Here is a 24,898-nt window from a genome sequence, read left to right as displayed (position 1 = left end):
GCAAAGCGCCCTGTCATTAAACGCTGCATCGGCGGCTTCCCGAAACCTGTTCACCTGCATGGTGTTTGGGCTCACATCGGCCCCATTGACGTGTCGGCCGTCACGCAGGTCGAGCCAAATCGGCCGAACTCTCGGCGAGCCGGATGCCGGTCAGTCCCGCTCGATGAGCGCGGCGATAGCGGAAGCGCGGGGGGTGAACACGTCGAGCACGCCGACCGCCTGCAGGGCAGAGGCCAGTTCTCGAAGCTGCGCCTCCACCTCTGAGTAGCTCGGGTCGGTTGGAGCCAGCGACTCGAAGAGCTTGGCGTTGGCGATGAACGCAGCGACCGAACCCTTGCGGACCGTGGTGCCGTTCAGCGTTGCACTGTTCACGTCGTCTGCGAGCACATCTGCCGGACTGATCGCACGTGGTTCGGACATCGGAACCCCTTCCGTATATGCGTGCCATTTGCACACATATGTCACGGTAACAGAACTGCGTGCTGACTGCACGTATCGTGTGTGCATGGCTACCACCACTCGAGGCGCGCGGGTCGAGGCACAACTGGGCCGGCTGCTGCTGCGCAGCACCAGGACGTACCTCTACGACCAGCTGGTCACCGGAGTCGACGGCGTCGACGCCACGACGTATCCGGTGTTATCGGGCCTAGCCCGCGTGGGACCCACCACCGCCACCGAACTCGCCACGACCATCGGCCTGGACCGCACAGCCACCACCCGTTACGCGAGCAGGCTCGAGGATGCCGGTCTTCTCCGCCGCGCCGCAGATGATCAGGACCGCAGGGCAATCCGGCTCGAACTGACGCAAGCTGGGCACCAGGCGATAGCCACGATGCGCCGATCGCTCAGCCAAGTCTTCGACGACATGCTCAGCACGTGGCCAGGCACCGAAGCTGAACAATTCGCGACCTCACTCGAGCGATTCACCACGACGCTCGAACAGCGCAGGTGACTCACCGCGGCGCTGCACCGTTCACTGTTCACACCGCCAACGAATTCGTCAGCTTCGTTTGGGTATGAACACGCCCCAGGCGCGGCGCATGTCACCCGACACCAACCCTGCGTAGGCGCGAGTCGTCAGGACGGCTCCTACGTCTTGCCACTTCCCTGCATTCGAGGTGGCGTTGTGCGTAGGGTCTCAGATTTCGTGACCTCGGTCGGTCACGTGGCCAGCGGTGATGCAGGTTGTCTCACGTGGTTTCATCAGAGTTCTGTCTCAGAGTTTTGGCATTTCTTCGTTAGACGCTTTGAACGCCGACGGCATTCGGCCGTATTAGTCGGCGAGCCAAGTCCATGCCTGCGCGCTACTTGCGTCAGGTGACGGAACGACCTCTGCACCCGCCAGCAAGCTGCGCGACGGCAGTTATCGTTGCGTCTGGTCGTGGTCAGTAGCGACCAATCGGCCGCGCCGGATGTTCGGCGCTGGACGTGATGGAGCTCTACAACGAACGGGCCATCGACTGGCAGCGGCGTGGTCGCCGTCGCCCAGCAGAAGCGACGCTTCCCGCAGGAATCGTTCCTCGACCCAACGGCGTTCCTGGCGGGCGGCCGCGCTCATGGCCAACAACACGCAAACCTGTGTGATCGCGTCGATCACCCACGGTTTCCCCTTCCGGCAATCACCGTCTGTCACGAGATAACGTGCCGGCGGTCGCCGGCGATCGGTGACTTGGATCGGATGCAACGACACCGCAGCGTCGCCAAAGCCCTGGACATTCGGAAACTCCAGCTCCGCCAAGTCATTTCGGAAGACCCGCGCGACACGTGCCGGCTCGAGCCCGGACGTCGCGCCGGTGCTCATGTCCCGGTCGCCGAGAGGAGTGCGGTAGCAATGCCGGCCGTTCTGCGGAGCACCGTCAACAGCCCCTCCGGCACCTCGCCCGCGGCTAGAGCCGCGAGCAGTCCACGGTGCGGTCGGGCCCCGGGCGTCGGCCCGGTGGCGTCGGCGACCTCGGCGTTGATCACGCTCGGTAGACCCCGTTGCGACAAGCTGCTGGCGCCGCTTCAGAATCTGTCGGTCTCGCACGGTATTGTTGCAAGGTGCTTCAGTTACTTCATACCAGCGACGAGGCAATTGATGCGGGGTGAACGTGGAGCCGCATCTGCTTTGGCAGATGCTCTGTCAGAACTTGGCTATGGCGAGCTAATTCAGGCACCCGAGCCAACGGCCGCCGGATCGTACCGACAAACGTGGCGCGATGTCGCTCGCAAAACACGAACCAGCGCGGGCCTTCACTTCACTGGCGGCATCCCGATGGTCGCAGCCGTCTCGCTTGACGACCTAGACGAAGTCGGAGATCTGCAACAGAAGTTCTGGAACTTTGGCCGCGTGCCGTTGCTCTTCGCCGAGGTGGACGGAATGCTCCACGGCTATACCGGAATGCGAAAGCCCGCGCGTTCGGCGGATGGTCATGACACCTTGCTGGGCGCTGGTACACCGGCGCTATACCGGTACTCCCGCTACGCCATGGAAAGCGGCCGTGGGCTGGCTCATCTCGCCAGTATCTTCAAAAAGGGTGAGCAGGTCGATCAGGTTCTGCTTAAGAACCTCAGGGCATTTCGACAGCGCTACACCCAGCTCTCCGGCGGAGCTGTGGAGGCGATCCTGGGCGGTTCGCTGCTTGTGAAGTACATGGAGGACCGCCGCATCCTCAGCGCCGATCATCTCGACGAGCTGTGCGGATACGAGCGCCTGGACGATGTACTTAACGACGGTGTGCGGCCGACCGCCAGATTATTCGAAGCGCTTGCCGAGCGGTTCAACGGAGACGTATTCGGCGGGATGGGTCGGCATTTGCGCGAGCTCCCGACAGCAGTGACACAAGACGTGGCGTCTCTGCTCAATGGCGATGAGCTTGAAACTGGACAGCGCGCACTCTGGCCGTACGATTTTGCAGCCATCCCCACCGTACTGGTGAGCGCAATCTACGAAGAATTGCTCAGTGACGTCAAACAACAGAACGCAGCGCACTACACGCCTGTGTGGCTCATCGACCTAATACTCGATGAGCTGTTGCCATGGAATGAGCGCGGTAAACCCCTCATTGTTGACCCCGCCTGCGGCTCGGGCGCTTTTTTGGCCGCCGCGTATAACCGGCTACTAGCTCGACTAGAAGCGGATACAGGCGGGCCACCAACATTTGATGACAGCATCCAAATGCTGCGCGAGTGCATCTTTGGGTTCGAGATAGACGCCAGCGCCACGGCGATCACCGTCTTCGGCCTGTACCTCACACTCCTCGAGCGGCAAGACCCGCCAACCATATGGCGCGAAGGGCGACTTCCCAATTTATCGGGATCGAATGTGCTCACAATTGACGCCTTTGATCCGCGTACCGCACAGTTCGACGGCACGGCCGACATTATCGTCGGAAACCCCCCGTGGAAATCGAAGTTATCGCCGACAGTTAATGACTGGCTTGATTCAAACAAGTATATCGTCGGCGATCAGCAATTGGCGCAGGCATTTATGTGGAGAAGCCACTCACTCTTGCGTGACGGCGGCAAAATGGGACTAGTGTTGCCGACGAATATTTTTCATGGCGACCGGGCCGCACGATTCCGCGACGATTTCAATGCCAAGGTCGGAGACCGCCTGACCGTAGACTTGACAGCATTGCGGCGGCGGCTCTTTTCAACAGCCGCGATGCCGGCAACTATCCTATGCACGTCAAAAGGACACGCCACAGAATCTCAGCATACCGAGATCCTGGCTCCTCCGCATCCAGGCAACAAGGCTTTGGACGGCATAATCCTTGCGCCATCAGACATCGCGACGATGGATGCTGGTCCGCAGACACGACCCAACATCGACAGCGACATTATCGCTACGATGGCGACACATCCAAAGCTCAAAAGCTTTAGATTTATTGTGGGACGCGGATTCCAAATACGTGGTGGTGACGAATACGACCCGGGGATCTTATCAACGATTCCTTTTGTGGCTCGTAGTAGCATTCATTCATTCAATATCGACGAGTTCGGCCCACCAATCGACACCGTCCTGCACAGGACTCGAAATCCAGCGCAGTACCGGGGACCGCTCATCCTCGTGGGGCGTTCGATCCACTATCTAAATGGTATACAAGCAGCACTAGTTGATTCTGATGCAGGATTCGATGACACGGTCATCGGCATTGCGGGCGGGCCGAAAGACGACAACCTGAGGCTGGCGATTCTCGGATACTTGAACTCATCAGTCTGCCTGTACTGGCATCTCACGACCGCATCGGCGCTTGTGCGAGGTCGACCAGTTATCAGCCCGGTGGAGCACACTAATTTTCCAATTGCGCCGCCAAGTCCAGCGCTCACGCGTGAAGTCCGCCGCCTTAATCGGCAGGGCGGCCACTTGCTCGATCGTGCGCGACTCAACGACATCGTATTCGACTGTTACGGGATCAATACACCGCAACGACTGCATATCAATGACGCGGTGGCTACGTTTCTACGATCGGAAAGCGACAACAGACTCGAATTCAGAGAACCCTCCGGCGCCGCTTTGACTGATTACGTCTTCAGGTTGCGTACCGTACTCCTCGAGGTCATCGGCGATGTGTTTCCGCACACCGAGGTAACGCTCGTCCCGGATATCATCGCCTCGCATGTCACCGTTAGGATTGACCTAATCCAGCAATCGACGCCTCCTGATGTCGCGCAGCTCAGGTACGAATTCGATCGAGCGTCGGCCCCCGCGGCAGACCTGTCTCGCGTACTTGCGCAGCGGTCGGCAATTCTGGTGCACGGTGCCCGGATCCACATTATTAAACCAAACGAATTGCGACTCTGGAAGCTGTCATGCGCGGATGCCGATGCCGCATCCATAATCGAGGCCGTTCTGTCCGTAGCGGATGACGCCGATGTCACTTAAGGACATCCGTGTCCAATATCGCGGGGTCCCCGACGATTCAACACAAGAGCTGCGACAAGCAATCAGCGACAAGGTCGGCGCGCTTATTGAGCTCACGTTCGCTACCTGGGCGTATGAGTCCATTCCGTGCGGCGATGAGGATCATCACACTGTTCTGTTCCGCGACGCGCTGAACTCACACATACAGAGTGTTCCTGAGTACCAGACCTTCTATGCCAGTATCAGCGAAGCTGTTGTCACTGATGAATTACGGTCGGGGGCGAGCGCTCTGAAGGCAGCCAAGCGTCCTGATTTGACAATTAATGTGCGCGCGCATCCAGTCGCTCACATAGAAGCGAAAATCATCGACCGAGCCAAACGCGCCAGAGAGTACGTCAAATCTGGGATGGAGCGCTTCGCGACGGGTGTGTATGGTGCAGGACATCTTCGTGGCTACATGTTGGGCTATCTTCATGGAGTTTCTGTCGACGATGTCCTTCAATCCATACGGACAACCATCGACGGCAAACCTGCTTACTGCAAGTGGTCTGATCCCAACGTTCCCAAACAGGTTGGAAAGGGCGCTCGCTTCGAATCTATCGTCGGCCGGGACGGCAGTCGACGCCGCAATGCGATCCGAATCGAACTTGTTCACTACGCCTACATCTGCGAGGCGGAGAGTTGAGTAGGTCCGAGTCCGGGGGGACTGGCGGGCGTGAGCACCGCATGGCTGGCCGGACACACCGCAACTAATCTGAACAAGCCCTCACTGGCATGGGTGTTATCCGCAGGTTGGCGACTGCCCCTTGAATCGCGTCTTGAGCGTTTGGAAGGCACCGCCTGGACTAGAATCTCGGCTCTCTGTCCGGCGTCAGTGTCGTACCTCAGTAGTAAGTCTCGGAGGCATCCGATCCGATCGCGAAGGAGCAGCGTGGCCGACTACGACGTGCAGTACGACAAGGAGGCAGGTAACTGGAGCGCCAAACGTGCGGGGGCCGGCAAGGCTGCGGGACGCTATGGCACTCAGGCGGAGGCGCACGATGCGGCGGGGGGTTTTGCGGAACGAAGCGGCGGCGGTGAGGTTCGCGACCACCGTAAGGACAACAACCAGAATCGGAACACGGATACGGTCGGAAAAAGGGATCTGGACCCGCCCAAGGGCTGATGCGGCGACGCAAACGCACAAACGTAAAACCCGCGCTCAATATGTCATTCCAGAAGAACTGCAATCGACTGGCACCGAGCACCGAGCGGATCCCGCGGTACTTCGATGTTCCCGCTCACTCCCAAGTTGTGTCGTGGGATTCGCCTCGGTCGGATGCTCAGCCGTGACGGTCGGCAGCGCTGGTCAGCCTTGGGATGCAAGCCATATGTCGATCGCCTGTCTACCGACTGACTGACCGAGTTGGCTCTACCGCGCCATATTCGTAAACCGCGAGAAGTGGAGCTGGTGTGCCACAGTGATATTCGCGGTCGGGCCGTTACGGTGCTTGCCCAGGATGATGTCGGCCTCACCGCCGCGCGGGTCATCGCGATCGATGGAGTCCGGACGGTGCAGCAGCATGACCATGTCGGCATCCTGCTCCAGCGATCCCGACTCACGAAGGTCCGACACCTGCGGGCGCTTGTCGGTGCGCTGTTCGGGACCACGGTTCAGCTGGCTGATGGCGACCACCGGCACCTCGAGTTCTTTGGCCATCAGCTTCAGCGACCGCGAGAACTCCGAGACTTCCTGCTGCCGGGACTCGAACTTCTTACCCGAGGTCATCAGCTGCATGTAGTCCACGACGATCAGCCGCAGGTTGGCCTTCTGGTGCAGACGACGGGCCTTGGCCCGGATCTCCATCATCGTCAGGTTCGGTGAGTCGTCGATGTACAGCGGCGCCTCGGAGATCTCGCTCATGCGGCGGGCCAATTTGGTCCAGTCGTCGTCGCTCATCCGACCCGACCGCATGTCGCCAAGCTTGATCTTGGCTTCGGCCGAGAGCAGTCGCATGACGATCTCGGTCTTGCTCATTTCCAGCGAGAAGATGACGCTGGCCTGCTGATGCTTGATGGAGCAGGACCGCATGAAGTCCAGCCCGATCGTCGAGTTGTGCGTGGGCACCATCGAGCGCCCGGCCAGGTACAGGTGGGCCGGGTTGTCGACCTCGACGCAGCGCACCGGCACCGATTCCACCCGGCGCACGTCCGTGATCGTCACGGGCTTGGTGAGCACGGCCAGCCCACCGGCGGTCAACGCCGGCTCCAGTCGGTCAGCGCCGGGGCGCAGGGTCGCGGTGGTGACGATGCCGCGGCCGGTCGGCCACTGGTGCGAGGCGTCGGCCACGATGGTGGTGCCGTCCGACAGGTCGATCTCGTAGCACGGCCGCTCCTCCATCACCGGAGTCGCGGCGACCACTCGGGTGGGCCGTCCGTTGGCGTCGATGAGCTCGTCGCCCACCGAGACGTCACCCATGGTGGTCCAGCCACCGGGCGTGGGTAGCGGGGTGTCGAGCGCCAGCGCCTTACCGACACCAGGACGCGCGGCCACGATGATCATCTGGCCCGGGTGCAGACCGTTGGTGATCTCGTCGAGCTCGGTGAAGCCGGTCGGGATGCCACGCGAGATACCGCCCTGCGACGCGATGGCATCGATCTCGTCCATGGTGGGCTGCAGCAGCTCCTCCAGGACGGTGAAATCCTCGCTGCTGCGGGTCTGGGTGACGTCGTAGATCTCGGCCTGCGCACGGTCCACCAGGTCGGCCACGTCGGCGCCGTCAGCGCCCGCGTAGCCGTACTGCACGACGCGCGTGCCGGCCTCGACGAGGCGGCGCAGCGTGGCCTTCTCCGCGACGATGCCGGCGTAGAAACCGGCGTTGGCGGCGGTGGGCACCGTGGAGATCAGAGTGTGCAGATACGGCGCGCCACCGATGCGCTTGAGCAGACCCCGGCGGTCGAGTTCCGCCGCGACGGTGACGGCGTCAGCGGGCTCCCCGCGGCCGTACAGATCGAGGATCGCGTCGTAGACGTTCTGATGCGCCGGGCGGTAGAAGTCGCCGGGACGCAGGCGCTCCAGGACGTCGGCAACCGCGTCCTTGGACAGCAGCATGCCGCCCAGGACCGACTGCTCGGCAGCCATGTCCTGCGGCGGTTGACGGCCGAAATCCTCGCTGGGCGGCTCATCCATGTCGGAACGACCCAGGTCGTCAGCGACAGCCACGAAGCGCCCCTCCTCCCCAAAATCGATATCAAACAAGCGTTCGAAACGAGCTACCCGTGACCGTACGTCACCGCCCCGACAAGTCGGACTCGCAAGCCGCTCACCTGTCGCGAGACGCATCACGTTAGGCGTTGCTGGAGCCTCCCGAAACCACCCCTGTTGATAACCCTGGGGATGAAATGTGGAAAGACGTGGACAACGATGTTGACGGGTTGGGGAGAACTTGTGGAATACCCACGGGTATATTCCCAACATCGCAGGTCAACGGCCTATATATCGCCTGTGAGCCTGTGCATGAGAATTGGTGCGGCGTGTCGTGCCGGGTAGCCATCTCGGGCGTGTTGTGTTGCGGGCGCATGGCGGAAATGGGCCGCGTAGGTTAACAGCCGGCGTAGATCACTGTTTGCAGATTGGCTGAAAATGTTCGCCCGCTGTCAACAGAAAACGCCCGGGCGAAGTCAAAGATTGACTCCACCCGGGCGTTCTGCTGTTTGAGCTACCGCGTGCCTATCCGGCGACGACGGCCAGCGACACCGGCACGTTGACCGACGGGTGCAGACGCACCGCGATCTTGTGGGTGCCGACCGACTTGATGTGCGCCTTGGGCAGCTCGACGGTGCGCTTGTCGAGGTTCGGGCCACCGGCCTTCTTGATCGCGGCGACGACGTCACCCGCGGTCACCGAACCGAACAGCTTGCCGCTGTCGGCACCGGCCTTGACGGCCAGCGACACGGGGCCGAGGGCCTCGATCGCCTGCTTCAGCTCGTTGGCGTGGTCCAGGTCGCGAACCGTCTTGGCGTCGCGCGCCCGACGGATCTCGTTGGCCTGACGCTCGGCACCACGGCTGGCCAGGATGGCCAGGCCGCGGGGCAGCAGGTAGTTACGGCCGTAGCCGTCACGAACCTCAACGGTGTCGCCGGCCGAACCCAGGTGGTCGACCTCAGTGGTCAGAATGAGCTTCATATCTCTCAGTCCTCCCTATCGAGTCGACGAGCTGAACGGAAGCAACGCGACCTCGCGGGCGTTCTTCACGGCGATGGCGATGTCACGCTGGTGCTGCACGCAGTTACCGGTGACGCGACGGGCACGGATCTTGCCGCGCTCGCTGATGTAGGTCCGGAGCAGTCCGGTGTCCTTGTAATCGATGGTCTGCGCCTTCTTGGAGCAGAACACGCACTTGCGGGTCTTGACCGGCTTTTCCGGCGCCGGACGCCGCTTGGTGGCCTTGGCCATGTCTTTCTCTTTCTGGGTCTAGCTGGTTGCCCAGCCAATTACGTGGATCAGAAGGGCGGCTCGTCGTCGGCGCCGCCGAACGAACCCGAAGCCGGGGCACTGCCCCACGGGTCGTCGGCCGGAGCGCCGCCGCCACCGGCAGGCTGACGGGAACCGCCGCCGCCGAAGCCGCCACCGCCTCCGCCACTGCGGTTGGCCTTGTTCACCTTCGCCGTCGCGTACCGCAGGGACGGGCCGATCTCATCGACCTCGACCTCCATCACGGTGCGCTTCTCACCCTCGCGGGTCTCGAACGAGCGCTGCTTCAGCCGGCCGGTCACGATGACACGCGACCCCCGGGTCAGGCTCTCGGCGACGTTCTCGGCCGCCTCGCGCCAGATGTTGCAGCGGAGGAACAGCGCCTCCCCGTCCTTCCACTCATTGCTCTGCCGGTCGAACATCCGCGGCGTCGAGGCCACGGTGAAGTTCGCAACAGCAGCACCGGACGGCGTGAAACGCAGCTCCGGGTCAGCGGTCAGGTTTCCGATAACGGTGATGGTGGTGTCACCAGCCACGAGATCCTCCTGGGACGGATTGGGTGAATTAGGCGCGAGCCTACGCAAGGCCCGCGACAAATCCGCAGAAGCTTGGCTACTTCTAGTGCTTGTCGGTCCGCAGGACCTTGGTACGCAACACCGACTCGTTCAGGTTCAGCTGACGGTCGAGCTCGTTGACCGTGGCCGGTTCGGCCTTCAGGTCGACAACCGCGTAGATGCCTTCACCGTGCTTGGCGATCTCGTAAGCCAGCCGGCGACGGCCCCAGATGTCCACCTTTTCGACGCTGCCGCCGTCTTTGCGGATGACGTTCAGGAACGTCTCCAGCGACGGAGCTACGGTGCGCTCGTCAAGTGTGGGGTCGAGAATGACCATGATTTCGTATGGACGCATGTGGAACCCATCACCTCCTATGGTCGTATCGGCCACGGCGTGTTCCGTGGCAGGAGGGTCGCCTGCGTCGGCAACCGGGTCAGGTTACCCGAAGAGCCCCTGAGCTGCGAAATCGGCGCTCAGAAGAGGCGTCCTGACGGGGGCGTCAAGATCGCTACTCTGGGTGCAGATCATTGTCAGCGAGGGGGACGCATGACCTATCCGCAGGGGCCGTACGGCCAGGGGTTTCCGGGGCAGCCCGGGTACCCGCAGCAGCCGGGGTATCCACAGGGTTATCCGGCCCAGCCCGGCTACCAGCAGGGATACCCGCAGCCGGGCGGTTTTCCGAGCGGTTATCCGACGCCGACGGCCAGTGGTGGCACGGCGATCAGTGCGGGTGTGCTGGCCGCACTGGGCGCGTTCGCGGGCCTCGGCAGCGGGATTCTCGCCCTGATCGGCATCGCCGCGATCAAGAGTGACGCCGGGCTGTCGCAGGTCTCCGACATTTCCGGCGGGGTCTACGCCTTGCTGATCGTCGGGAGCCTGGCCAGCATCATCTTCGGGGTAGTGCTCCTAGCTGGCGCCGTGATGCTGTTTCAACGCAAGATGCTCGGGCGCTGGCTCATCGTCGGCGGATGCGCGCTGGCCATCGTGAGCAATGTGATCGGCTTCGCGGTGCGTACCACTGCCACGGCCGGCTACCCGGGCTACGGGGGCTTGGCCGTGCTGCCGCTTCTGGGCCTGATCTTCCCGGTCACCACCGTCGTGCTGGTGCTGCTGCCGGCAACGACCGCGTGGATTCAGGCCAAACGAACTCCCGTTGCGCCGCAATACTTTCCGCAGCACCTGCCGCCGTATCAGGGCTGAGGTGGGCGACAAGCGTTGACTGCGAATCCACGCACACCGCTGCTCGAACTTCTGCGGCGTCAGTTCGCTGTCGACGCAGAAGTCTTCATCGCCGATAGTCTGGTTCCCAGCTAGTTGCCAGCGAGGGGGACGCATGAACCACCCACAGGGGCCCTACGGCCAAGGATTTCCGGGGCAGCCCGGGTATCCGCAGGGCTATCCGGCCCAGCCCGGCTACCAGCAGGGATACCTGCAGCCGGGCGGTTTTCCAGGTGGTTATCCGGCCACACCCGAGCCGCCTGCATCGACTGGCGGGGTCGGCGGAGTCATCGCGGGCGTGCTGGCGGTGATGGGCGGGCTGCTGCATGGCTGCCTCGGCGCCATGGCCCTGGTTGAGTCCCTCACGAAAAAACCGGACCCCTTCACCACCCGCTCTACATCGCACGTCGGCGACTTGTTCCTTTCGATGTCGGTCATCGGCGGTCTGCTGATCCTGGCCGGCGGTTTCATGCTGCTGTCGCGCAAGCCGGCCAGTCGCTGGCTCATCGGCGTCGGATGCGTGCCCATCTTCGCGTTCGGATTGGGAGCCTTCCTGGCGGCAAATGCGGACGGGTCCGGCGTCGTCGGGGTGATCGCCCTGCCGATCGTGATCTTTTCGGTGGCGACCGTCGTGCTGACCTTCTTGCCCTCGACCTCCCGTTGGATACGCGCCAAGGGGAATCCCGTTGCGCCGCAGCCATATCCGTACTACCCGCCGCCGTACCAGGGCTGAGGTCGGCCGGCCGCGCGCGATGCGCCGACTGCGAATCTGCGCAGACACCCACTCGAACTTTTGCAGCGTCAGTTCGCAGTCAATGCAAAAGTCTTCCGTGATCCCGGCATCCGTGACCCGCCGATAGGCTGGCTTCACCGTTGTCAGCGAGGGGGACGCATGACGTATCCGCAGTACCCGGAGCCAGGTGCCTACGCCGTCCCGCCGGCGACATCGGCCCAGCCGAGCGGCGGCACCGCCATCACCGCCGGAGTGCTGGCGACGCTGGGCGGATTGCTCAGCCTCGCCATCACCGCAGTCTCGCTGTTCTTCCTGATCGCCATCGCAACGATCGGCAGTCAATTCAAGCCTTCTGATTACGAGATCCTCGACAGCATCTTCGGCGTCCTGGCCATCGGGATGGTCGCCCTGGTGATCATCGCGTTCGTGCTCGGCATGTTGTTGAGCGCCTTGCTCATCACCGGCGCGGTGCTGCTCTTTCGACGCAAGATGCTCGGCCGGTGGCTCGTGGTCAGCGGATGTGCGGTGGCCATCGTGAGCAACCTGATGACCGCTGTCTTCAGCACCGCCGTGACGTCGGACGACTGGCACACGTCCCAAAGTGTCGTCAGCGCCTTCGTCGGCCTCGCATTCCCGATCGCCACGATGGTCCTGGCGTTGTTGCCGTCGACCACCGCGTGGATCAGGGCGGAGCCGACTCAGACTGTGCCGCACTACTTTCCGCAGTACCCGCCGACGTATCAGAGTTGAGTCGGGGTTGGTCATCGACCCCGTACCAGCGGCCGCTGTTGACTCTGCGCCGGCGGCACACGCCACTCGAACTTCTCCGCCTGGTGTTCAGAGTCAACGGCCACAACCGCAACTGCCGATACCGACCCTGTAACCAGGGCTCCAGCTACTCGGACTTCTGCGCCCTCAGCGCAGGGTCAACCCCGTGAAGAAGAGGACCTAGTCCTCGGCCGTCTTCTTGATCGCCGCCAGAGTCAGCGGGATGCCTTCCTTCGCGTACTTCGTACGAAGCGCGATCTGGGCAGCGGCGTCGTCACCCCAGCGCTCGTGGAAGCCCGCGATGCCGGCGGGCAGGAACTCCCATGACTGCGTCAGGCGCGTACCGCCGTCGGCGGGATCGAGCGTGAATCCCCAGCGCACCCACCCGCCGTTGACTTCCCAGACGAACTCGCGACCGGGTTCGGCGACGACCACCTGGCTGCGGGTCTCCCAGATCCGGTCACCGGCTTCGTTGCGGCCCTTGAACCAGGCGCCGGCCACCGGGCCGCCGTCTTCGTCCTCCCACCAGCACGCTTTGCACTGCGGGCTCCACTGACCCATGTTGGTCACGTCGGAGACCAGGGCGTAGAGGGTGTCGGGATCGGAGTTGATGACAACGGAATCGGAGAACGTCAGGTCGGTCACGCCTCGACCCTGCCACTGCGCGCGACGGAACGCAGCCCATTTATGCCGAGGGCGCGAGCTGCGGTTCCGGCTCCGGATCGGGTTCGGCGACGACGATCGGGCGGGGCCGTAACCGGGCGGGCAACCAGCGTGGCGGATTGTCGTCGGCCTCGTCGAACACGCCGCCCGACGGATCGTCGACGCGGCCGCCCCAGCGGACCAGATCCAGCTCCGGCCGGTAGATGGCGCGAATAACCAACGCGCACAGGCCGATCACCGCGATGTCGCGCAGCAGGACCGTGGTGGTGAAGAACTGCTCGGGCAGCCCGAGCTTGGGGTCGCCGTACAGGTAGAGCATCCGTGGAATCCAGATCAGCGCGTCGATGGTCATCCACGCCAACAGGATTCGGCGATGCGGCAGCGCCAGCGCGGCCAGCGGCACCAGCCACAGCGAGTACTGCGGGCTCCACACCTTGTTGGTCAGCAGGAACGCCGCGACCACGAGGAACGCCAGTTGTGCCAGCCGCGGTCGCTGCGGCGCCGTCCACGCGATGTATGCGATTGCCGCACAACACAAGACGAACAGCACCGCCGAGACGGTGTTGAGCACCGTCGGCGGTTCCCAGAATCCGAGATTGGTGTCGAACCCGCCCCAGCCGGTGAAGGACTTCACGACGTTGTAGAGCGAGTCCATGTCGTCACCGCGGCGGGTGTTGAGCCGGAAGAACTCCGACCACCCCCGCGGGAACATCACCATGATCGGCAGATTGACGACTATCCACGTGACCAGCGCCGTGATCGCGGTCTTGGCCACCGGCCGCCACTTGCCGGTCCGCACCGCCAGCATCGCCAGCGGGATCAGCAGCAGCAGCGGATACAGCTTCAGGGCCACCCCGACCCCGATCAACAGTCCGGCCACCACCGGTTTTCGGCGCGACCACGCCAGCATGGCGCCGGCCGCGCATGCCGTCGCGAGAGCGTCGAAATTGGTGAATGCCTGGAAGATCAGGATCGGCGACCCGGCCACCACGGCGGCGTCCCACGGCCGCCGCCCGGACATTCGCATGGTCGCCCAGACGGTGGCCATCCAGGCCAGCGCAAGCCCGAACGCCGAGATGTTGAAGAACATGATCACCTCGGCGACCACCGGCATCCGGACCAGCTTGGACAGCGCCGTGTACGTCTTGGCCACCGACATGGACGCGTACTGGTACATGCCGGTCAGCACCGGATACTCCATGTAGCGGATCGCGCGGGTGCCGTCGTACTGGACGCGCGGCTTCTGCGCGCTGTCGGTTTCGATCCAGCTGGACTTGTACGGGAACTTGCCCAGGTTCAGCAGCTCCGCGGTGTACAGCGGCACGGTGTCCGAGTAGCAGAACTCGTAGTAGGCGCGCTGGTTCTGCCAGTTGGCGACGCGCTGATCGGCGGTGCCCGTGCCGGTCGTCACCAGGCACGGCGCCTTGGTGGTGTAGCCCAGCCCGAGGAAGACCAGCGCGATGATCAGCAGCACCCGGAACGGGGTGAGGAACGGCGCCCGGCCGATCATCGCGTGCCGGCCCACCGGCCCGCCTACGACACCGGACAGCGCCGCACCCATGACGTCGGTCCGGCTGGGCAGGTCGCGGTCGTCGGCGCTGCGCAGGTCCCGGGCGAGGCGGGCCGGCGAGACCGTCGGGACGCCGGACTCGTCTGGTTCGTCGACCGTCACGGCGGCGGCGGGGGGCCAGGCTGGTTCGGGTCGCCGCCACCCGGAGGCGGCGCATCCTGGTGCGGGGCAACCTGCATTGTGGTCGGCGGCCCGAACGGGATGGTGATGCCCGGCGCGACGACGAGCGTCGGCTGGACCACCGTCTCCGTCGGCGCGCCCGGCGGGGGTCCCTGCTGATCGTCCGGCGTCGGCGGCTTCACCACCGGCGGCGCCTGCGGCACGCCCGCGTACCCGCCGATGGCGGTCGGCTTCGGGAACGACTCGTTGTCGGTGCCCTTGAGCGCACCGTCCATCGTCGACTTCCAGATGTCCGAGGGCAGGCCCGAGCCGTACACCGGCCCGCCGCCCTTGTTGACCAGCGGCTGCGTCCCGGCCGTCGTACCGACCCACACCGCGGTGGACAGCGACGGCGTGTAGCCGACCATCCAGGCGTCGCGGTTGGCGCCGGTGTCACCGAGCTGCACGGTGCCCGTCTTGGCGGCCGACGGCCGTCCGCCGGCCAGGTTGTGGCCACGCGAGTAGCCCGCGATCGGCTGCATCGCCGACGTCACGTTGTCGGCGACGGCCTTCGGAATCCGCTGCTCACCCGAGTTGTCCTGGGAGGCCGCGTCGAACAGCACCTGTCCGTCGCCGTTGACGACCTTCTGTACGAAGTGCGGCTTGTGGTACTCGCCGGACGCCGCCAGCGTCGCGTACGCGGACGCCATGTCCAGCGCGCGGCTCTGGTACTGACCCAGCACCACACCGTTGTTGGGCGGACCGCCCTTCCCGTCCTCGGACAGCGTGTGCTCGACACCCGGGAAGCTGTCGGCGACACCGGCCTTGTGCGCGGCGTCGGCGACGTCCTGCGCGCCGTGCTTGAGCTTGAGCATCAACCGGTAGTAGCTGGTGTTCAGCGACCGCTTGAGCGCCTCGGCGATGCTGCAGGTGCCGCAGCCCTCGCCCTCGACGTTGGTGATGTTGATGCCGTTGACCGTCACCGGCGAGCTGTCGACCTGGTAGCCCAGCCCGATGCCCTGCTCGAGGGCCGCCACCAGCGCGAACACCTTGAACGACGAACCCGTCGGCAGACCGGCCTGCGCGAAGTCGAAGCCGTTGGCGTCGGAACCGCCGTAATAGGCCTTGATGCCGCCGGTATGCGGATCGACCGACACCACCGCGGCCCGCATGTCGTCGGCCTGGCCGTCCAGGTATTTCGACACCGCGTCCTCGGCCGCCGACTGCGCCTTCGGGTCGATGGTCGTGGTGACCTGCAGCCCCTCGGTGTTCAGCGCCTGCTCGTTGATGTTGAAGATGCTCTGGAGCTCCTTCATCACCTGCCGCTGGATCAGTCCGTTGGGGCCTTCGGTCTGGTTCGCCTGCCGCGCCTGTTCGGGCGGCACCGTGGCCGGGAACTTCTGCTGTGCGCGGTCCTCCTTGGACAGCGCACCCATGGTCACCATGCCGTCGAGCACCCAGTTCCAGCGCTCGGCGGCACCCTCCGGGTCGACGGCCGGGTCCAGGGTCGACGGCCGCTGGATCAGGGCCGCGAGCAGCGCGCCCTCGGCCACGTCGAGCTGCTCGACGGGCTTGCCGAAGTACGCCTTCGACGCCGCGCCGATGCCGTAGGTGCCGCGGCCGAAATAGATGATGTTCAGGTACGACTGCAGCACTTCGTCTTTCGACCACTGCCGCGACATCTTGGTGGCGATCACCAGCTCCTTGGCCTTGCGGACCAAGCCGCCGACGCCGGAGCGGGCGTCACCGACCAAGGCGTTCTTCACGTACTGCTGCGTGATGGTCGACCCGCCCTGCAGGTCGCCGCCAAAGATGTTGTTCTTGAACGCTCGCGCGAAACCCGAGAACGAGAAGCCCGGGTTGGTGTAGAAGTCCCGGTCCTCGGCGGCCATCACCGCGTTGCGGACGTGCACCGGAATCTGCTCGATGTTGACGTCGACGCGGTTGCCCTCCGGCGGGACGAACTTCGCGAGCTCGGAGCCGTCGCTGGCCAGGATGGTCGACACCTGGTTGGTGCGGATGTCGCCCGGCTTGGGGATGTCGACGATGAGGTATGCCATGGCGAACGTGACGATCGGCAGCACCAGCAACACCACGGCGCCCGCGTAGCAGAACCGGCGGAACACCTTCCAGTTCCACTTGAACTGCGGCAACTGTGGACCGCCGGTGCTGCCGCCACTGCCACCACCGGTCCGCGGTGGCGGTGGCGGTGGCGACTTCGGCGGCGGGTTCATGCCCGGGCTCGGGCTCATCGGGGGCTGAGCCGGGCGCTTGGTGCCGTCGAGCGCGGCCTTCACGGCGTCGATGGGGTCTCGCAGCCGTGGGTCGTCGGCCTTGCCGACCGGCGGCAGGATCATGGTCCGTCGGTCATCCGGCGGCACGGGCCCGGGGCGGCCTTGCGGTGCGCCGGCTCCCGGTCCTCTGGTGGCGTCGTTGTCCGATCGGCTGTGGCGCCCAGCCCCGCTCTTTCCGTCACTCACTGGCGGTGCGCGCTTTCGAGCGCGCCCGGGTGCCACGAGGCTTCGCTGCTTTCGGGGGACTCGGCGTCCCTAATACATATGACTTGACCAAATGATTCCAACTGCAAGTGCGGCATACCTCCACCACGTGAACCGCGAATTCGTCGAACTTGGCGGCCAGTAGGACGAGCTCCTCGGTGCTGCGGGCCGAACCCGACACCGCTCCGAGATGATCACCGAAGACCCAGGACACCAATGTCAGCGGTTCTTTCCGGCAGATCGGGCACATCACCGAACTGGTACGACCATGAAATTTTGCTGCGCGCAGCAGGTAGGGGTTGGCGTCACACACTTCGGTGACACCGGTACGGCCTGAGTAGACCTCGGCCAGCAGCGACCTGCGCCGGAGCGCATAGTCGACCACCTGCCGCTGCAATCGCACGTTGACCAGAGTACGTCGGGCACCGCAGCGCCGATGCGTGATGGCGCGCATGTGGCCGGGTTGTAGCCGGCTCGACAGGCGCGGTGGTGGACGGCGTGTGGCCGGACTCACGTGCCCGTGCCACCTGACCTTTACGCTTTCCCGGTGGCCACCGCAGCGACCCGGGCGAAAGACAGCGACCGCAACGACACCTGCCAGATTCTGGACGCGGCATTGGCCGACGGTCAGCTGTCCGCCGAGGAACACCGCCAGCGCGTCGCGGCCGCGACAAGCGCCGTCACCCTCGGAGAACTGCGCTCCCTGGTAACCGATCTGCAGACGGGGAACACGTCGGTCAAACTGACCCCGTTGAAGACCGGTGCGGGCCGCGCGGTGCCGTCGACCGGCTGGGGCGTCCTGGCCGCCGGTGCCGCGGTGATGCTCGTCGTCGGCGTCGCCATCGGCTGGGGCGTGTACGCGGCGCCCGGCCAGTCCCCGCTGACCGCCGCCGAAGACCCGGGCGCCAAGCCCGATGGCGTCGCGCCCCTGGTGCTCACCCCGCCGCGGCAGCTGCAGTCGCTGGGCGGGCTGACGGGACTGTTCACCCAGATGAAGAAGAAGTTCGGCGACACCACCGGGTATGAGCTGAGCATCTACTCGGACTACGCGATCCTCGAGCGCGCCGACCCGGCCGAACCGCGCCGGGTACTCCGGTACGACTACCGCGGAGGGTGGGACGACCCCGACACCACAACGGTGAGCAGTGACGAGCGCGTCGTCGACCTGGGTAAATTCGACGTCCCGAAGATCGCCGGCATCCTGCACGGCGCACCGGAGACCCTGGGCATCAAGCGCAACGAGATCAACACCGTCTACATCGACATCAAGGGCAGCAAGGACATCACCGCCCCGCCGGACACCGTCGCGATTTCGATCTACGTGTCCGGGAAGTTCAACAACAGCGGCTACATCGAGTTGGATCCCGAAGGCAATACGAAGCGCATCAACTACCCCGGCTGATTCGCCCCGTGTTCGGCCGGTGTTGACGGCCGCATCGAACGCCGTTCATCTCCGTATGCGGCGTCGATTGGCCGCGTATATATCGGCGCGATACTATGGCGCGAGGTGTTGAAGCGTCCTAGCGCTCAATATGCGATGTCGTCAATTTATGTCGGGAGGTGACACTGTGCTGGAGCTGGCCATTCTGGGGCTTCTGCTGGAGTCCCCTATGCACGGCTATGAGCTGCGCAAACGGCTGACCGGACTGCTCGGCGCATTCCGTGCGTTCTCGTACGGCTCCCTGTACCCCGCGCTGCGTCGCATGCAGGCCGACGGCCTGATCGTCGAAGACGCGGCGCCCCTCGGTTCGACGAAGGTGCGCCGCGCGCGTCGCGTCTACCAACTCACCGACGCCGGCAAGCAACGGTTCACCGAACTCGTCGCCGATACCGGCCCCCAGAACTACACCGATGACGGATTCGGTGTGCACTTGGCGTTCTTCAACCGGACTCCCGCCGAAGCCAGGATGCGAATCCTGGAAGGGCGGCGGCGTCAGGTCGAGGAGCGTCGCGAAGGTCTGCGCGAGGCGATCGCACGGGCCAGCAGTTCACTCGACCGCTACACCCGCCAGCTGCATCAGCTCGGGCTCGAGTCCAGTGAGCGCGAAGTGAAATGGCTCAACGAGCTGATTGCTGCCGAGCGCGTGGCAACTGCCGGACCGACGGCACCGCCGTCACAAGGCCACGCCGACCAAACCTGAGCGCACGCGCCCCCGGGTGAATGCACTGAAAGAGTAGGAAAAGGAGACCGTCACATGTCTGAGTCGAACGAGGTTCGCGTCGCAATCGTCGGCGTAGGCAACTGCGCGGCATCGCTCGTCCAGGGCGTGCAGTACTACCAGGACGCCGACGAGAACTCGACCGTCCCGGGCCTGATGCACGTCAAGTTCGGCCAGTACCACGTGCGTGACGTGAAGTTCGTCGCCGCGTTCGACGTGGACGCCAAGAAGGTCGGCTTCGACCTCTCTGAGGCGATCTTCGCGTCGGAGAACAACACCATCAAGATCGCGGACGTGCCGCCGACCAATGTGACGGTGCAACGCGGCCCGACCCTGGACGGCATCGGCAAGTACTACTCCGAGACCATCGAGGTGTCCGACACCGACCCCGTCGACGTGGTCAAGGCGCTCAAGGACGCGAACGTCGACGTCCTGGTCTCCTACCTGCCGGTCGGCTCCGAAGAGGCCGACAAGTTCTACGCCCAGTGCGCCATCGACGCCAAGGTCGCGTTCGTCAACGCCCTGCCGGTGTTCATCGCTTCGGACCCGGTGTGGGCCAAGAAGTTCGAGGACGCCGGTGTGCCGATCGTCGGTGACGACATCAAGAGCCAGGTCGGCGCCACCATCACCCACCGCGTGATGGCCAAGCTGTTCGAGGACCGCGGTGTGACGCTGGACCGCACCTACCAGCTGAACGTCGGCGGCAACATGGACTTCAAGAACATGCTCGAGCGCGAGCGCCTGGAGTCCAAGAAGGTCTCGAAGACACAGGCCGTCACCTCGAACCTGACCGGCTCGCTGGCCGACAAGGTCTACGACAAGAACGTGCACATCGGCCCGTCGGACTACGTCGCGTGGCTCGACGACCGCAAGTGGGCGTACGTGCGCCTCGAGGGTCGCGCCTTCGGCGACGTGCCGCTCAACCTGGAGTACAAGCTCGAGGTGTGGGACTCCCCCAACTCGGCCGGCATCATCATCGACGCCGTGCGTGCCGCCAAGATCGCCAAGGACCGCGGCCTCGGTGGCCCGATCCTGCCGGCCTCGGCCTACCTGATGAAGAGCCCGCCGGTGCAGGTCGCCGACGACCTCGCCCGGGCACAGCTGGAAACCTTCATCGAGGGGTAAATATCGACGTCAGAGTGGGCGGCCGGGTGAAACCTGGTCGCCCACTTGGCATTTGAGGCCACGGATGATCGGGTCCGGCGTTGTGAGACTGGCCACAACCGCAGTTTAAATTGGATCGAGTCCAGAAAATACGGCTAAGGTTGGTACTCGTAACAGACATCCAACAGACCCGAAGTGAGGTTCTCGTGGCCCTGATCAACAAGCAGATCAAGCCGTTCTCCGCGACCGCATACAAGAACGGCACCTTCATCCCCGTGTCGGACGCCGACATCAAGGGCAAGTGGGCCATCTTCTTCTTCTACCCGGCCGACTTCACCTTCGTCTGCCCGACCGAGCTCGGCGACCTCGCCGACCACTACGAGGAGCTGCAGCGCCTCGGTGTCGAGGTGTTCTCGGTGTCCACCGACACCCACTTCACGCACAAGGCGTGGCACGACTCGTCCGACACCATCGGCAAGATCCAGTACGCCATGATCGGCGACCCGACCCTGCAGATCAGCACCAACTTCGAGGTGCTCCGTGAGGACCAGGGCCTGGCCGACCGCGGCACCTTCCTGGTCGACCCCGACGGCGTCGTCCAGTTCACCGAGGTCACCGCCGAGGGCATCGGCCGCAACGCCGCCGAGCTGGTCCGCAAGGTCAAGGCTGCCCAGTACGTGCGCAACCACCCGGGCGAGGTCTGCCCGGCCAAGTGGGAAGAGGGCGAAGAGACCCTGGCCCCGTCGCTGGAACTCGTCGGCAAGATCTAGTTCGTCACGTCTGGTGAGTGGTACGGGCCAGTCCTGTGCCACTCACCAGAACCGCTTCACACCAACATCTTTCGGGCCGCTGACGGCCCAGCCATTCCTATCCTCGATGGAGTTGATCCGCATGCTCGACACCTCACTCGCCGGCCAATTGAAGTCCCTGCTGGAGCGGCTGACCGTGCCGATCGAGCTGGTGTCCTCCCTCGATGACGGTCCCAAGTCCGCCGAGCTCGCCGAACTGCTCACCGAGATCGCGGCGATGTCGGACAAGATCACCTACACGCGCACCGACGACGACGCCCGTCGGCCGTCGTTCGCCATCCGCCGCACCGGCACCGACGTCGAGGTCCGCTTCGCCGGCATCCCGCTGGGTCACGAGTTCTCCTCGCTGGCCCTGGCGCTGCTGCAGGTCGGCGGCTACCCGTCGAAGGAAGCGCCCGAGCTGCTCGAGCAGGTCCGGAACCTCGAGGCCGACCTGCACTTCGAGACCTACTTCTCGCTCTCGTGCCAGAACTGCCCGGACGTGGTGCAGGCGCTGAACCTGATGGCGATCCTCAACCCGCGCATCAGCCACGTCGCCATCGACGGCGCGCTGTTCAAGGACGAGGTCGAACAGCGCAAGGTGCTCGCGGTTCCGACGGTCTTCCTCAACGGTGAAGTATTCGACTCGGGCCGCATGACCCTCGAGCAGATCATCGGCAAGGTCGACACCGGCGCCGCACAGCGTACCGCCGAGGCGATCGCCGAGAAGGACCCCTTCGACGTGCTGGTGGTCGGCGGTGGACCCGCAGGCGCGGCGGCCGCAATCTACGCTGCCCGCAAGGGAATTCGCACCGGCGTGGTCGCCGAGCGGTTCGGCGGCCAGGTGCTCGACACCATGTCGATCGAGAACTACATCTCGGTCCCGCACACCGAAGGACCGAAGTACGCCGCGGCGCTGGAAGCCCATGTCGGCGAGTACGACGTCGACGTGATCAAGACCCAGCGCGGCGCCAAGCTGCTGCCGGCGCTCGACGAAGGCGGCCTCATCGAGATCTCGCTGGAGAGCGGCGCCTCGCTGACCGCGCGCACCGTCATCCTGTCCACGGGCGCCCGCTGGCGCGCGATGGACGTGCCGGGTGAGGCCGAGTACCGCAACAAGGGCGTCACCTACTGCCCGCACTGCGACGGACCACTGTTCAAGGGCAAGCGCGTCGCCGTGGTGGGCGGCGGCAACTCCGGCGTGGAGGCCGCCATCGACCTCGCCGGCGTCGTCTCGCACGTGACGCTGATCGAGTTCGATTCGGTGTTGCGCGCCGACGAGGTGCTGCAGCGCAAGCTGCGCAGCCTGCCCAACGTCGACATCCTGCTGAGCACGCTGACCACCGAGGTCGTCGGCGACGGCGATCAGGTCACCGGCCTGACCTACCAGGACCGCACCACGGGTGAATCGCACAGCCTCGAACTGCAGGGCGTCTTCGTCCAGATCGGACTGCTGCCCAACACCGAGTGGCTGGAAGGCAGCATCGAGCTGTCCAAGCGCGGCGAGATCGTCGTCGACGAGCGTGGCCAGACGTCGGTCCCCGGCGTATTCGCCGCCGGCGACTGCACGACGGTGCCGTTCAAGCAGATCGTCATCGCCGCCGGAGCCGGTGCCACAGCGGCACTCTCGGCGTTCGATCACCTGATCCGCACCACTGCCCCGGTCGGTAGCTGAGCGCTCCGCGGCCCGGGCGTAGTGTCCGAAGACGTGGCCCAGGAGATTTCTGACGACGACCTGCTGACGCTCGACGAGTTCGCGCTGCTGCCCGAGAACGCCGAGCAGGTCGGGGCGGCCGGTCCGCTGCCGACGGTGACGCGGATCGACGACGGCCCCATCAGCATGCTGAAGTGGGGCATCGCGGCACCCGAGGTGGTGTTCCTGCACGGTGGTGGGCAGAACGCCCACACCTGGGACACCGCGATCCTCGGCCTGGGCCTGCCGGCGCTGGCCGTCGACCTGCCCGGGCACGGGCGGTCGGCGTGGCGCGAGGACGGGGACTACGGGCCGAAGCTCAACGCGGAGACGCTGCGGCCGGTGCTGCGGGCGCACGCACCCGACGCCCGGTTGGTGGTCGGCATGTCTCTAGGCGGGCTGACGGCGCTGCGCATCGCGGCGACCGAGCCCGCCCTGGTGCCCGAACTGGTGCTGGTCGACGTCACCCCGTCCGCACCGGAGCGGCACGAGCAGATGACGCAGGCGCAGTTGGGCGCGGTCGCTCTGGTGAAGGGCGAGCGGAGCTTCCCCAGCTTCCAGGCGATGCTCGACGTCACCGTGGCCGCGTCACCGCACCGCAGCCGGAAGTCATTGCGCCGCGGTGTCTTTCACAATGCGAAGCAACTCGACGACGGCACCTGGACCTGGCGGTACGACGCGATCCGCATCGGCGACGGCTTCGTCGGGTTGTGGGACGACGTCCCGGCCATCACCATGCCGACCACGCTGGTGCGGGGCGCCAAGTCGTACTTCGTCCACGACGACGATGCCGCCGCCTTCGCCGCCGGTGCGCCGGGTTTCCAGCGGACCCACGTGGTGGCCGATTCCGGGCATTCTGTGCAGGGCGACCAGCCCGCGGCACTCGTCGAGATCCTGCGCGGCGTCCTCGGCGGTTAGCGTGGGGTCATGACGCATCCCATTCGCATCGGGGTTCAACTGCAGCCCCAGCACTCCCCCAGCTACGGCCACATGCGCGACGCCGTCCGCCGCGCCGAGGATCTCGGCGTCGACGTCGCCTTCAACTGGGACCACTTCTTCCCGCTGTACGGCGACCCCGACGGCGCCCACTACGAATGCTGGACCATGCTCGGCGCGTGGGCCGAGCAGACGTCGCGCATCGAAATCGGCGCCCTCGTCACCTGTAACTCGTACCGCAACCCGGAACTGCTGGCCGACATGGCACGGACCGTCGACAACATCTCCGACGGACGGCTGATCCTGGGCATCGGATCGGGCTGGAAAGAGAAGGACTACGACGAGTACGGCTACGAATTCGGCACCGCCGGAAGCAGACTCGACGACCTGGCGGCCGCCATGCCGCGCATCATCTCGCGGCTGGGCAAGCTGAACCCACAGCCGGTGCGCGAGATCCCGATCCTGATCGGCGGGCAGGGTGAACGCAAGACACTCAAACTCGTCGCGCAGTACGCGCAGATGTGGCACAGCTTCACCACGGCGTCGACCTATCCGGAAAAGGCCGCCGTGCTGGATCGGCATTGCGCTGATATCGGCCGCGACCCGTCCACCATCGTCCGGTCTGCCGGCGTCGACAACAGCAGCGACGGCCTGATCGCCAACGCCGAAGCGCTTACCGCGCTGGGCGTCTCACTACTGACGGTGGGCGTCAACGGGCCCGACTACGACCTCGGCGACGCCGAGAAGCTGTGCCGCTGGCGCGACAGCCAGTAACTGGGACCGCCCGGCCGGATGAATTCCCGGCGAGCTGAAGC

26 protein-coding genes are annotated in these 24,898 nt (G+C 64.8%); 14 read left to right on the top strand and 12 right to left on the bottom strand.

Annotated elements, in window-relative coordinates; genetic code table 11:
* Window positions 1-150 precede the first annotated feature (150 nt).
* Window positions 151-420 (bottom strand): hypothetical protein, encoded by a 270-nt coding sequence (locus tag QRN63_RS08225; RefSeq protein WP_285030362.1) that lies wholly within the window; start codon window positions 418-420, stop codon window positions 151-153.
* An 85-nt stretch (window positions 421-505) separates the two neighbouring features.
* Between QRN63_RS08225 and QRN63_RS08220 the strand changes: the two genes are divergently transcribed.
* Window positions 506-952 (top strand): MarR family winged helix-turn-helix transcriptional regulator, encoded by a 447-nt coding sequence (locus tag QRN63_RS08220; RefSeq protein ID WP_285030361.1) that lies wholly within the window; start codon window positions 506-508, stop codon window positions 950-952.
* A gap of 411 nt (window positions 953-1,363) precedes the next feature.
* Here QRN63_RS08220 and QRN63_RS08215 read toward each other — a convergent pair whose 3' ends face one another.
* A complete protein-coding gene (locus QRN63_RS08215; protein ID WP_285030360.1) occupies window positions 1,364-1,801 on the bottom strand; it encodes a hypothetical protein in 438 nt (145 codons plus the stop codon).
* Window positions 1,798-1,965: a hypothetical protein gene (locus QRN63_RS08210; RefSeq protein ID WP_285030359.1), complete on the bottom strand. Its 168-nt coding sequence runs from the start codon at window positions 1,963-1,965 to the stop codon at window positions 1,798-1,800. The genes QRN63_RS08215 and QRN63_RS08210 overlap by 4 nt, the downstream gene beginning before the upstream one ends.
* Window positions 1,966-2,077: 112 nt before the next feature.
* Between QRN63_RS08210 and QRN63_RS08205 the strand changes: the two genes are divergently transcribed.
* The 3 genes from QRN63_RS08205 to QRN63_RS08195 all read left to right on the top strand — a co-directional run bounded on the left by QRN63_RS08205 (window position 2,078) and on the right by QRN63_RS08195 (window position 6,011).
* A complete protein-coding gene (locus QRN63_RS08205) occupies window positions 2,078-4,867 on the top strand; it encodes an N-6 DNA methylase (RefSeq protein WP_285030358.1) in 2,790 nt (929 codons plus the stop codon).
* A complete protein-coding gene (locus QRN63_RS08200) occupies window positions 4,857-5,531 on the top strand; it encodes a hypothetical protein (RefSeq protein WP_285030357.1) in 675 nt (224 codons plus the stop codon). Before QRN63_RS08205 ends, QRN63_RS08200 begins: the two co-directional genes overlap by 11 nt.
* Before the next feature lie 246 nt (window positions 5,532-5,777).
* On the top strand, window positions 5,778-6,011 hold the full coding sequence (locus QRN63_RS08195) for a DUF2188 domain-containing protein (RefSeq protein WP_285030356.1): 234 nt from the start codon (window positions 5,778-5,780) through the stop codon (window positions 6,009-6,011).
* A 246-nt stretch (window positions 6,012-6,257) separates the two neighbouring features.
* Here QRN63_RS08195 and dnaB read toward each other — a convergent pair whose 3' ends face one another.
* The 5 genes from dnaB to rpsF all read right to left on the bottom strand — a co-directional run bounded on the left by dnaB (window position 6,258) and on the right by rpsF (window position 10,208).
* On the bottom strand, window positions 6,258-8,048 hold the full coding sequence (gene dnaB / locus QRN63_RS08190) for a replicative DNA helicase (protein WP_267319898.1): 1,791 nt from the start codon (window positions 8,046-8,048) through the stop codon (window positions 6,258-6,260).
* Between the two features lie 507 nt (window positions 8,049-8,555).
* Window positions 8,556-9,011, bottom strand: coding sequence for a 50S ribosomal protein L9 (gene rplI, locus QRN63_RS08185; protein WP_267319899.1), 456 nt, complete (start codon window positions 9,009-9,011; stop codon window positions 8,556-8,558).
* 15 nt (window positions 9,012-9,026) lie between these two features.
* On the bottom strand, window positions 9,027-9,281 hold the full coding sequence (gene rpsR, locus QRN63_RS08180) for a 30S ribosomal protein S18 (protein WP_020099841.1): 255 nt from the start codon (window positions 9,279-9,281) through the stop codon (window positions 9,027-9,029).
* A 47-nt stretch (window positions 9,282-9,328) separates the two neighbouring features.
* Window positions 9,329-9,835 carry a single-stranded DNA-binding protein gene (locus tag QRN63_RS08175; protein ID WP_267319900.1) on the bottom strand — a complete coding sequence of 169 codons (507 nt, stop codon included), beginning with the start codon at window positions 9,833-9,835 and terminating at the stop codon, window positions 9,329-9,331.
* Window positions 9,836-9,917: 82 nt separating this feature from the next.
* Window positions 9,918-10,208 carry a 30S ribosomal protein S6 gene (gene rpsF, locus QRN63_RS08170; RefSeq protein WP_133760001.1) on the bottom strand — a complete coding sequence of 97 codons (291 nt, stop codon included), beginning with the start codon at window positions 10,206-10,208 and terminating at the stop codon, window positions 9,918-9,920.
* A gap of 192 nt (window positions 10,209-10,400) precedes the next feature.
* On the opposite strand from rpsF, the gene QRN63_RS08165 reads away from it, so the two are divergent.
* The 3 genes from QRN63_RS08165 (at window position 10,401) to QRN63_RS08155 (ending at window position 12,555) form a co-directional block, all read left to right on the top strand.
* Window positions 10,401-11,054, top strand: coding sequence for an MHYT domain-containing protein (locus QRN63_RS08165; protein WP_285030355.1), 654 nt, complete (start codon window positions 10,401-10,403; stop codon window positions 11,052-11,054).
* 133 nt (window positions 11,055-11,187) lie between these two features.
* On the top strand, window positions 11,188-11,805 hold the full coding sequence (locus QRN63_RS08160; RefSeq protein WP_285030354.1) for a hypothetical protein: 618 nt from the start codon (window positions 11,188-11,190) through the stop codon (window positions 11,803-11,805).
* Between the two features lie 159 nt (window positions 11,806-11,964).
* The gene (locus QRN63_RS08155; protein ID WP_285030353.1) at window positions 11,965-12,555 is read left to right on the top strand and encodes a hypothetical protein; all 591 of its coding nucleotides are present in this window, start codon (window positions 11,965-11,967) and stop codon (window positions 12,553-12,555) included.
* A 198-nt stretch (window positions 12,556-12,753) separates the two neighbouring features.
* Here the strand turns inward: QRN63_RS08155 and QRN63_RS08150 are convergent, their stop codons facing one another.
* The 4 genes from QRN63_RS08150 to QRN63_RS08135 form a co-directional block, all read right to left on the bottom strand.
* On the bottom strand, window positions 12,754-13,218 hold the full coding sequence (locus QRN63_RS08150) for an SRPBCC family protein (protein ID WP_285030352.1): 465 nt from the start codon (window positions 13,216-13,218) through the stop codon (window positions 12,754-12,756).
* Window positions 13,219-13,258: 40 nt separating this feature from the next.
* Entirely contained in the window at window positions 13,259-14,908 is a 1,650-nt protein-coding gene (locus QRN63_RS08145) for a glycosyltransferase family 87 protein (RefSeq protein WP_285030351.1), read from the bottom strand.
* On the bottom strand, window positions 14,905-17,286 hold the full coding sequence (locus tag QRN63_RS08140; protein WP_410506155.1) for a transglycosylase domain-containing protein: 2,382 nt from the start codon (window positions 17,284-17,286) through the stop codon (window positions 14,905-14,907). Before QRN63_RS08140 ends, QRN63_RS08145 begins: the two co-directional genes overlap by 4 nt.
* Window positions 17,287-17,377: 91 nt before the next feature.
* Window positions 17,378-17,806: a DUF5318 domain-containing protein gene (locus QRN63_RS08135; protein WP_267319907.1), complete on the bottom strand. Its 429-nt coding sequence runs from the start codon at window positions 17,804-17,806 to the stop codon at window positions 17,378-17,380.
* Window positions 17,807-17,950: 144 nt separating this feature from the next.
* Between QRN63_RS08135 and QRN63_RS08130 the strand changes: the two genes are divergently transcribed.
* The 7 genes from QRN63_RS08130 to QRN63_RS08100 all read left to right on the top strand — a co-directional run bounded on the left by QRN63_RS08130 (window position 17,951) and on the right by QRN63_RS08100 (window position 24,857).
* Window positions 17,951-18,805 (top strand): DUF1707 SHOCT-like domain-containing protein, encoded by an 855-nt coding sequence (locus tag QRN63_RS08130; protein WP_285030350.1) that lies wholly within the window; start codon window positions 17,951-17,953, stop codon window positions 18,803-18,805.
* A gap of 166 nt (window positions 18,806-18,971) precedes the next feature.
* Window positions 18,972-19,544, top strand: coding sequence for a PadR family transcriptional regulator (locus QRN63_RS08125; RefSeq protein ID WP_020099852.1), 573 nt, complete (start codon window positions 18,972-18,974; stop codon window positions 19,542-19,544).
* Between the two features lie 54 nt (window positions 19,545-19,598).
* Window positions 19,599-20,687 (top strand): inositol-3-phosphate synthase, encoded by a 1,089-nt coding sequence (locus QRN63_RS08120; protein ID WP_267319909.1) that lies wholly within the window; start codon window positions 19,599-19,601, stop codon window positions 20,685-20,687.
* Between the two features lie 185 nt (window positions 20,688-20,872).
* On the top strand, window positions 20,873-21,436 hold the full coding sequence (ahpC, locus tag QRN63_RS08115) for an alkyl hydroperoxide reductase subunit C (RefSeq protein WP_267319910.1): 564 nt from the start codon (window positions 20,873-20,875) through the stop codon (window positions 21,434-21,436).
* 121 nt (window positions 21,437-21,557) lie between these two features.
* Window positions 21,558-23,129 (top strand): alkyl hydroperoxide reductase subunit F, encoded by a 1,572-nt coding sequence (ahpF, locus tag QRN63_RS08110; RefSeq protein ID WP_267319911.1) that lies wholly within the window; start codon window positions 21,558-21,560, stop codon window positions 23,127-23,129.
* A gap of 21 nt (window positions 23,130-23,150) precedes the next feature.
* Window positions 23,151-24,065, top strand: a complete 915-nt coding sequence (locus tag QRN63_RS08105; RefSeq protein ID WP_502888097.1) for an Rv0045c family esterase — start codon at window positions 23,151-23,153, stop codon at window positions 24,063-24,065.
* Between the two features lie 9 nt (window positions 24,066-24,074).
* On the top strand, window positions 24,075-24,857 hold the full coding sequence (locus tag QRN63_RS08100) for an LLM class F420-dependent oxidoreductase (RefSeq protein ID WP_285030346.1): 783 nt from the start codon (window positions 24,075-24,077) through the stop codon (window positions 24,855-24,857).
* Window positions 24,858-24,898: the final 41 nt, after the last annotated feature.

The sequence above is a fragment of the Mycolicibacterium sp. lyk4-40-TYG-92 genome (assembly GCF_030209435.1).
Lineage (GTDB): Bacteria > Actinomycetota > Actinomycetes > Mycobacteriales > Mycobacteriaceae > Mycobacterium.
This window is presented reverse-complemented; position numbering and strand designations above follow the sequence as displayed.

Excerpts from the sequence above, each read along its gene's own strand:
- QRN63_RS08155 (WP_285030353.1), top strand. The coding sequence starts at position 11,965 with ATGACGTATCCGCAGTACCCGGAGCCAGGTGCCTACGCCGTCCCGCCG.
- QRN63_RS08120 (WP_267319909.1), top strand. The coding sequence starts at position 19,599 with ATGTCTGAGTCGAACGAGGTTCGCGTCGCAATCGTCGGCGTAGGCAAC.
- rpsR (WP_020099841.1), bottom strand. The coding sequence starts at position 9,281 with ATGGCCAAGGCCACCAAGCGGCGTCCGGCGCCGGAAAAGCCGGTCAAG.
- QRN63_RS08200 (WP_285030357.1), top strand. The coding sequence starts at position 4,857 with ATGTCACTTAAGGACATCCGTGTCCAATATCGCGGGGTCCCCGACGAT.
- QRN63_RS08100 (WP_285030346.1), top strand. The coding sequence starts at position 24,075 with ATGACGCATCCCATTCGCATCGGGGTTCAACTGCAGCCCCAGCACTCC.
- rplI (WP_267319899.1), bottom strand. The coding sequence starts at position 9,011 with ATGAAGCTCATTCTGACCACTGAGGTCGACCACCTGGGTTCGGCCGGC.
- QRN63_RS08160 (WP_285030354.1), top strand. The coding sequence starts at position 11,188 with ATGAACCACCCACAGGGGCCCTACGGCCAAGGATTTCCGGGGCAGCCC.
- QRN63_RS08215 (WP_285030360.1), bottom strand. The coding sequence starts at position 1,801 with ATGAGCACCGGCGCGACGTCCGGGCTCGAGCCGGCACGTGTCGCGCGG.
- ahpF (WP_267319911.1), top strand. The coding sequence starts at position 21,558 with ATGCTCGACACCTCACTCGCCGGCCAATTGAAGTCCCTGCTGGAGCGG.
- QRN63_RS08205 (WP_285030358.1), top strand. The coding sequence starts at position 2,078 with ATGCGGGGTGAACGTGGAGCCGCATCTGCTTTGGCAGATGCTCTGTCA.
- QRN63_RS08220 (WP_285030361.1), top strand. The coding sequence starts at position 506 with ATGGCTACCACCACTCGAGGCGCGCGGGTCGAGGCACAACTGGGCCGG.
- QRN63_RS08165 (WP_285030355.1), top strand. The coding sequence starts at position 10,401 with ATGACCTATCCGCAGGGGCCGTACGGCCAGGGGTTTCCGGGGCAGCCC.
- rpsF (WP_133760001.1), bottom strand. The coding sequence starts at position 10,208 with ATGCGTCCATACGAAATCATGGTCATTCTCGACCCCACACTTGACGAG.
- QRN63_RS08225 (WP_285030362.1), bottom strand. The coding sequence starts at position 420 with ATGTCCGAACCACGTGCGATCAGTCCGGCAGATGTGCTCGCAGACGAC.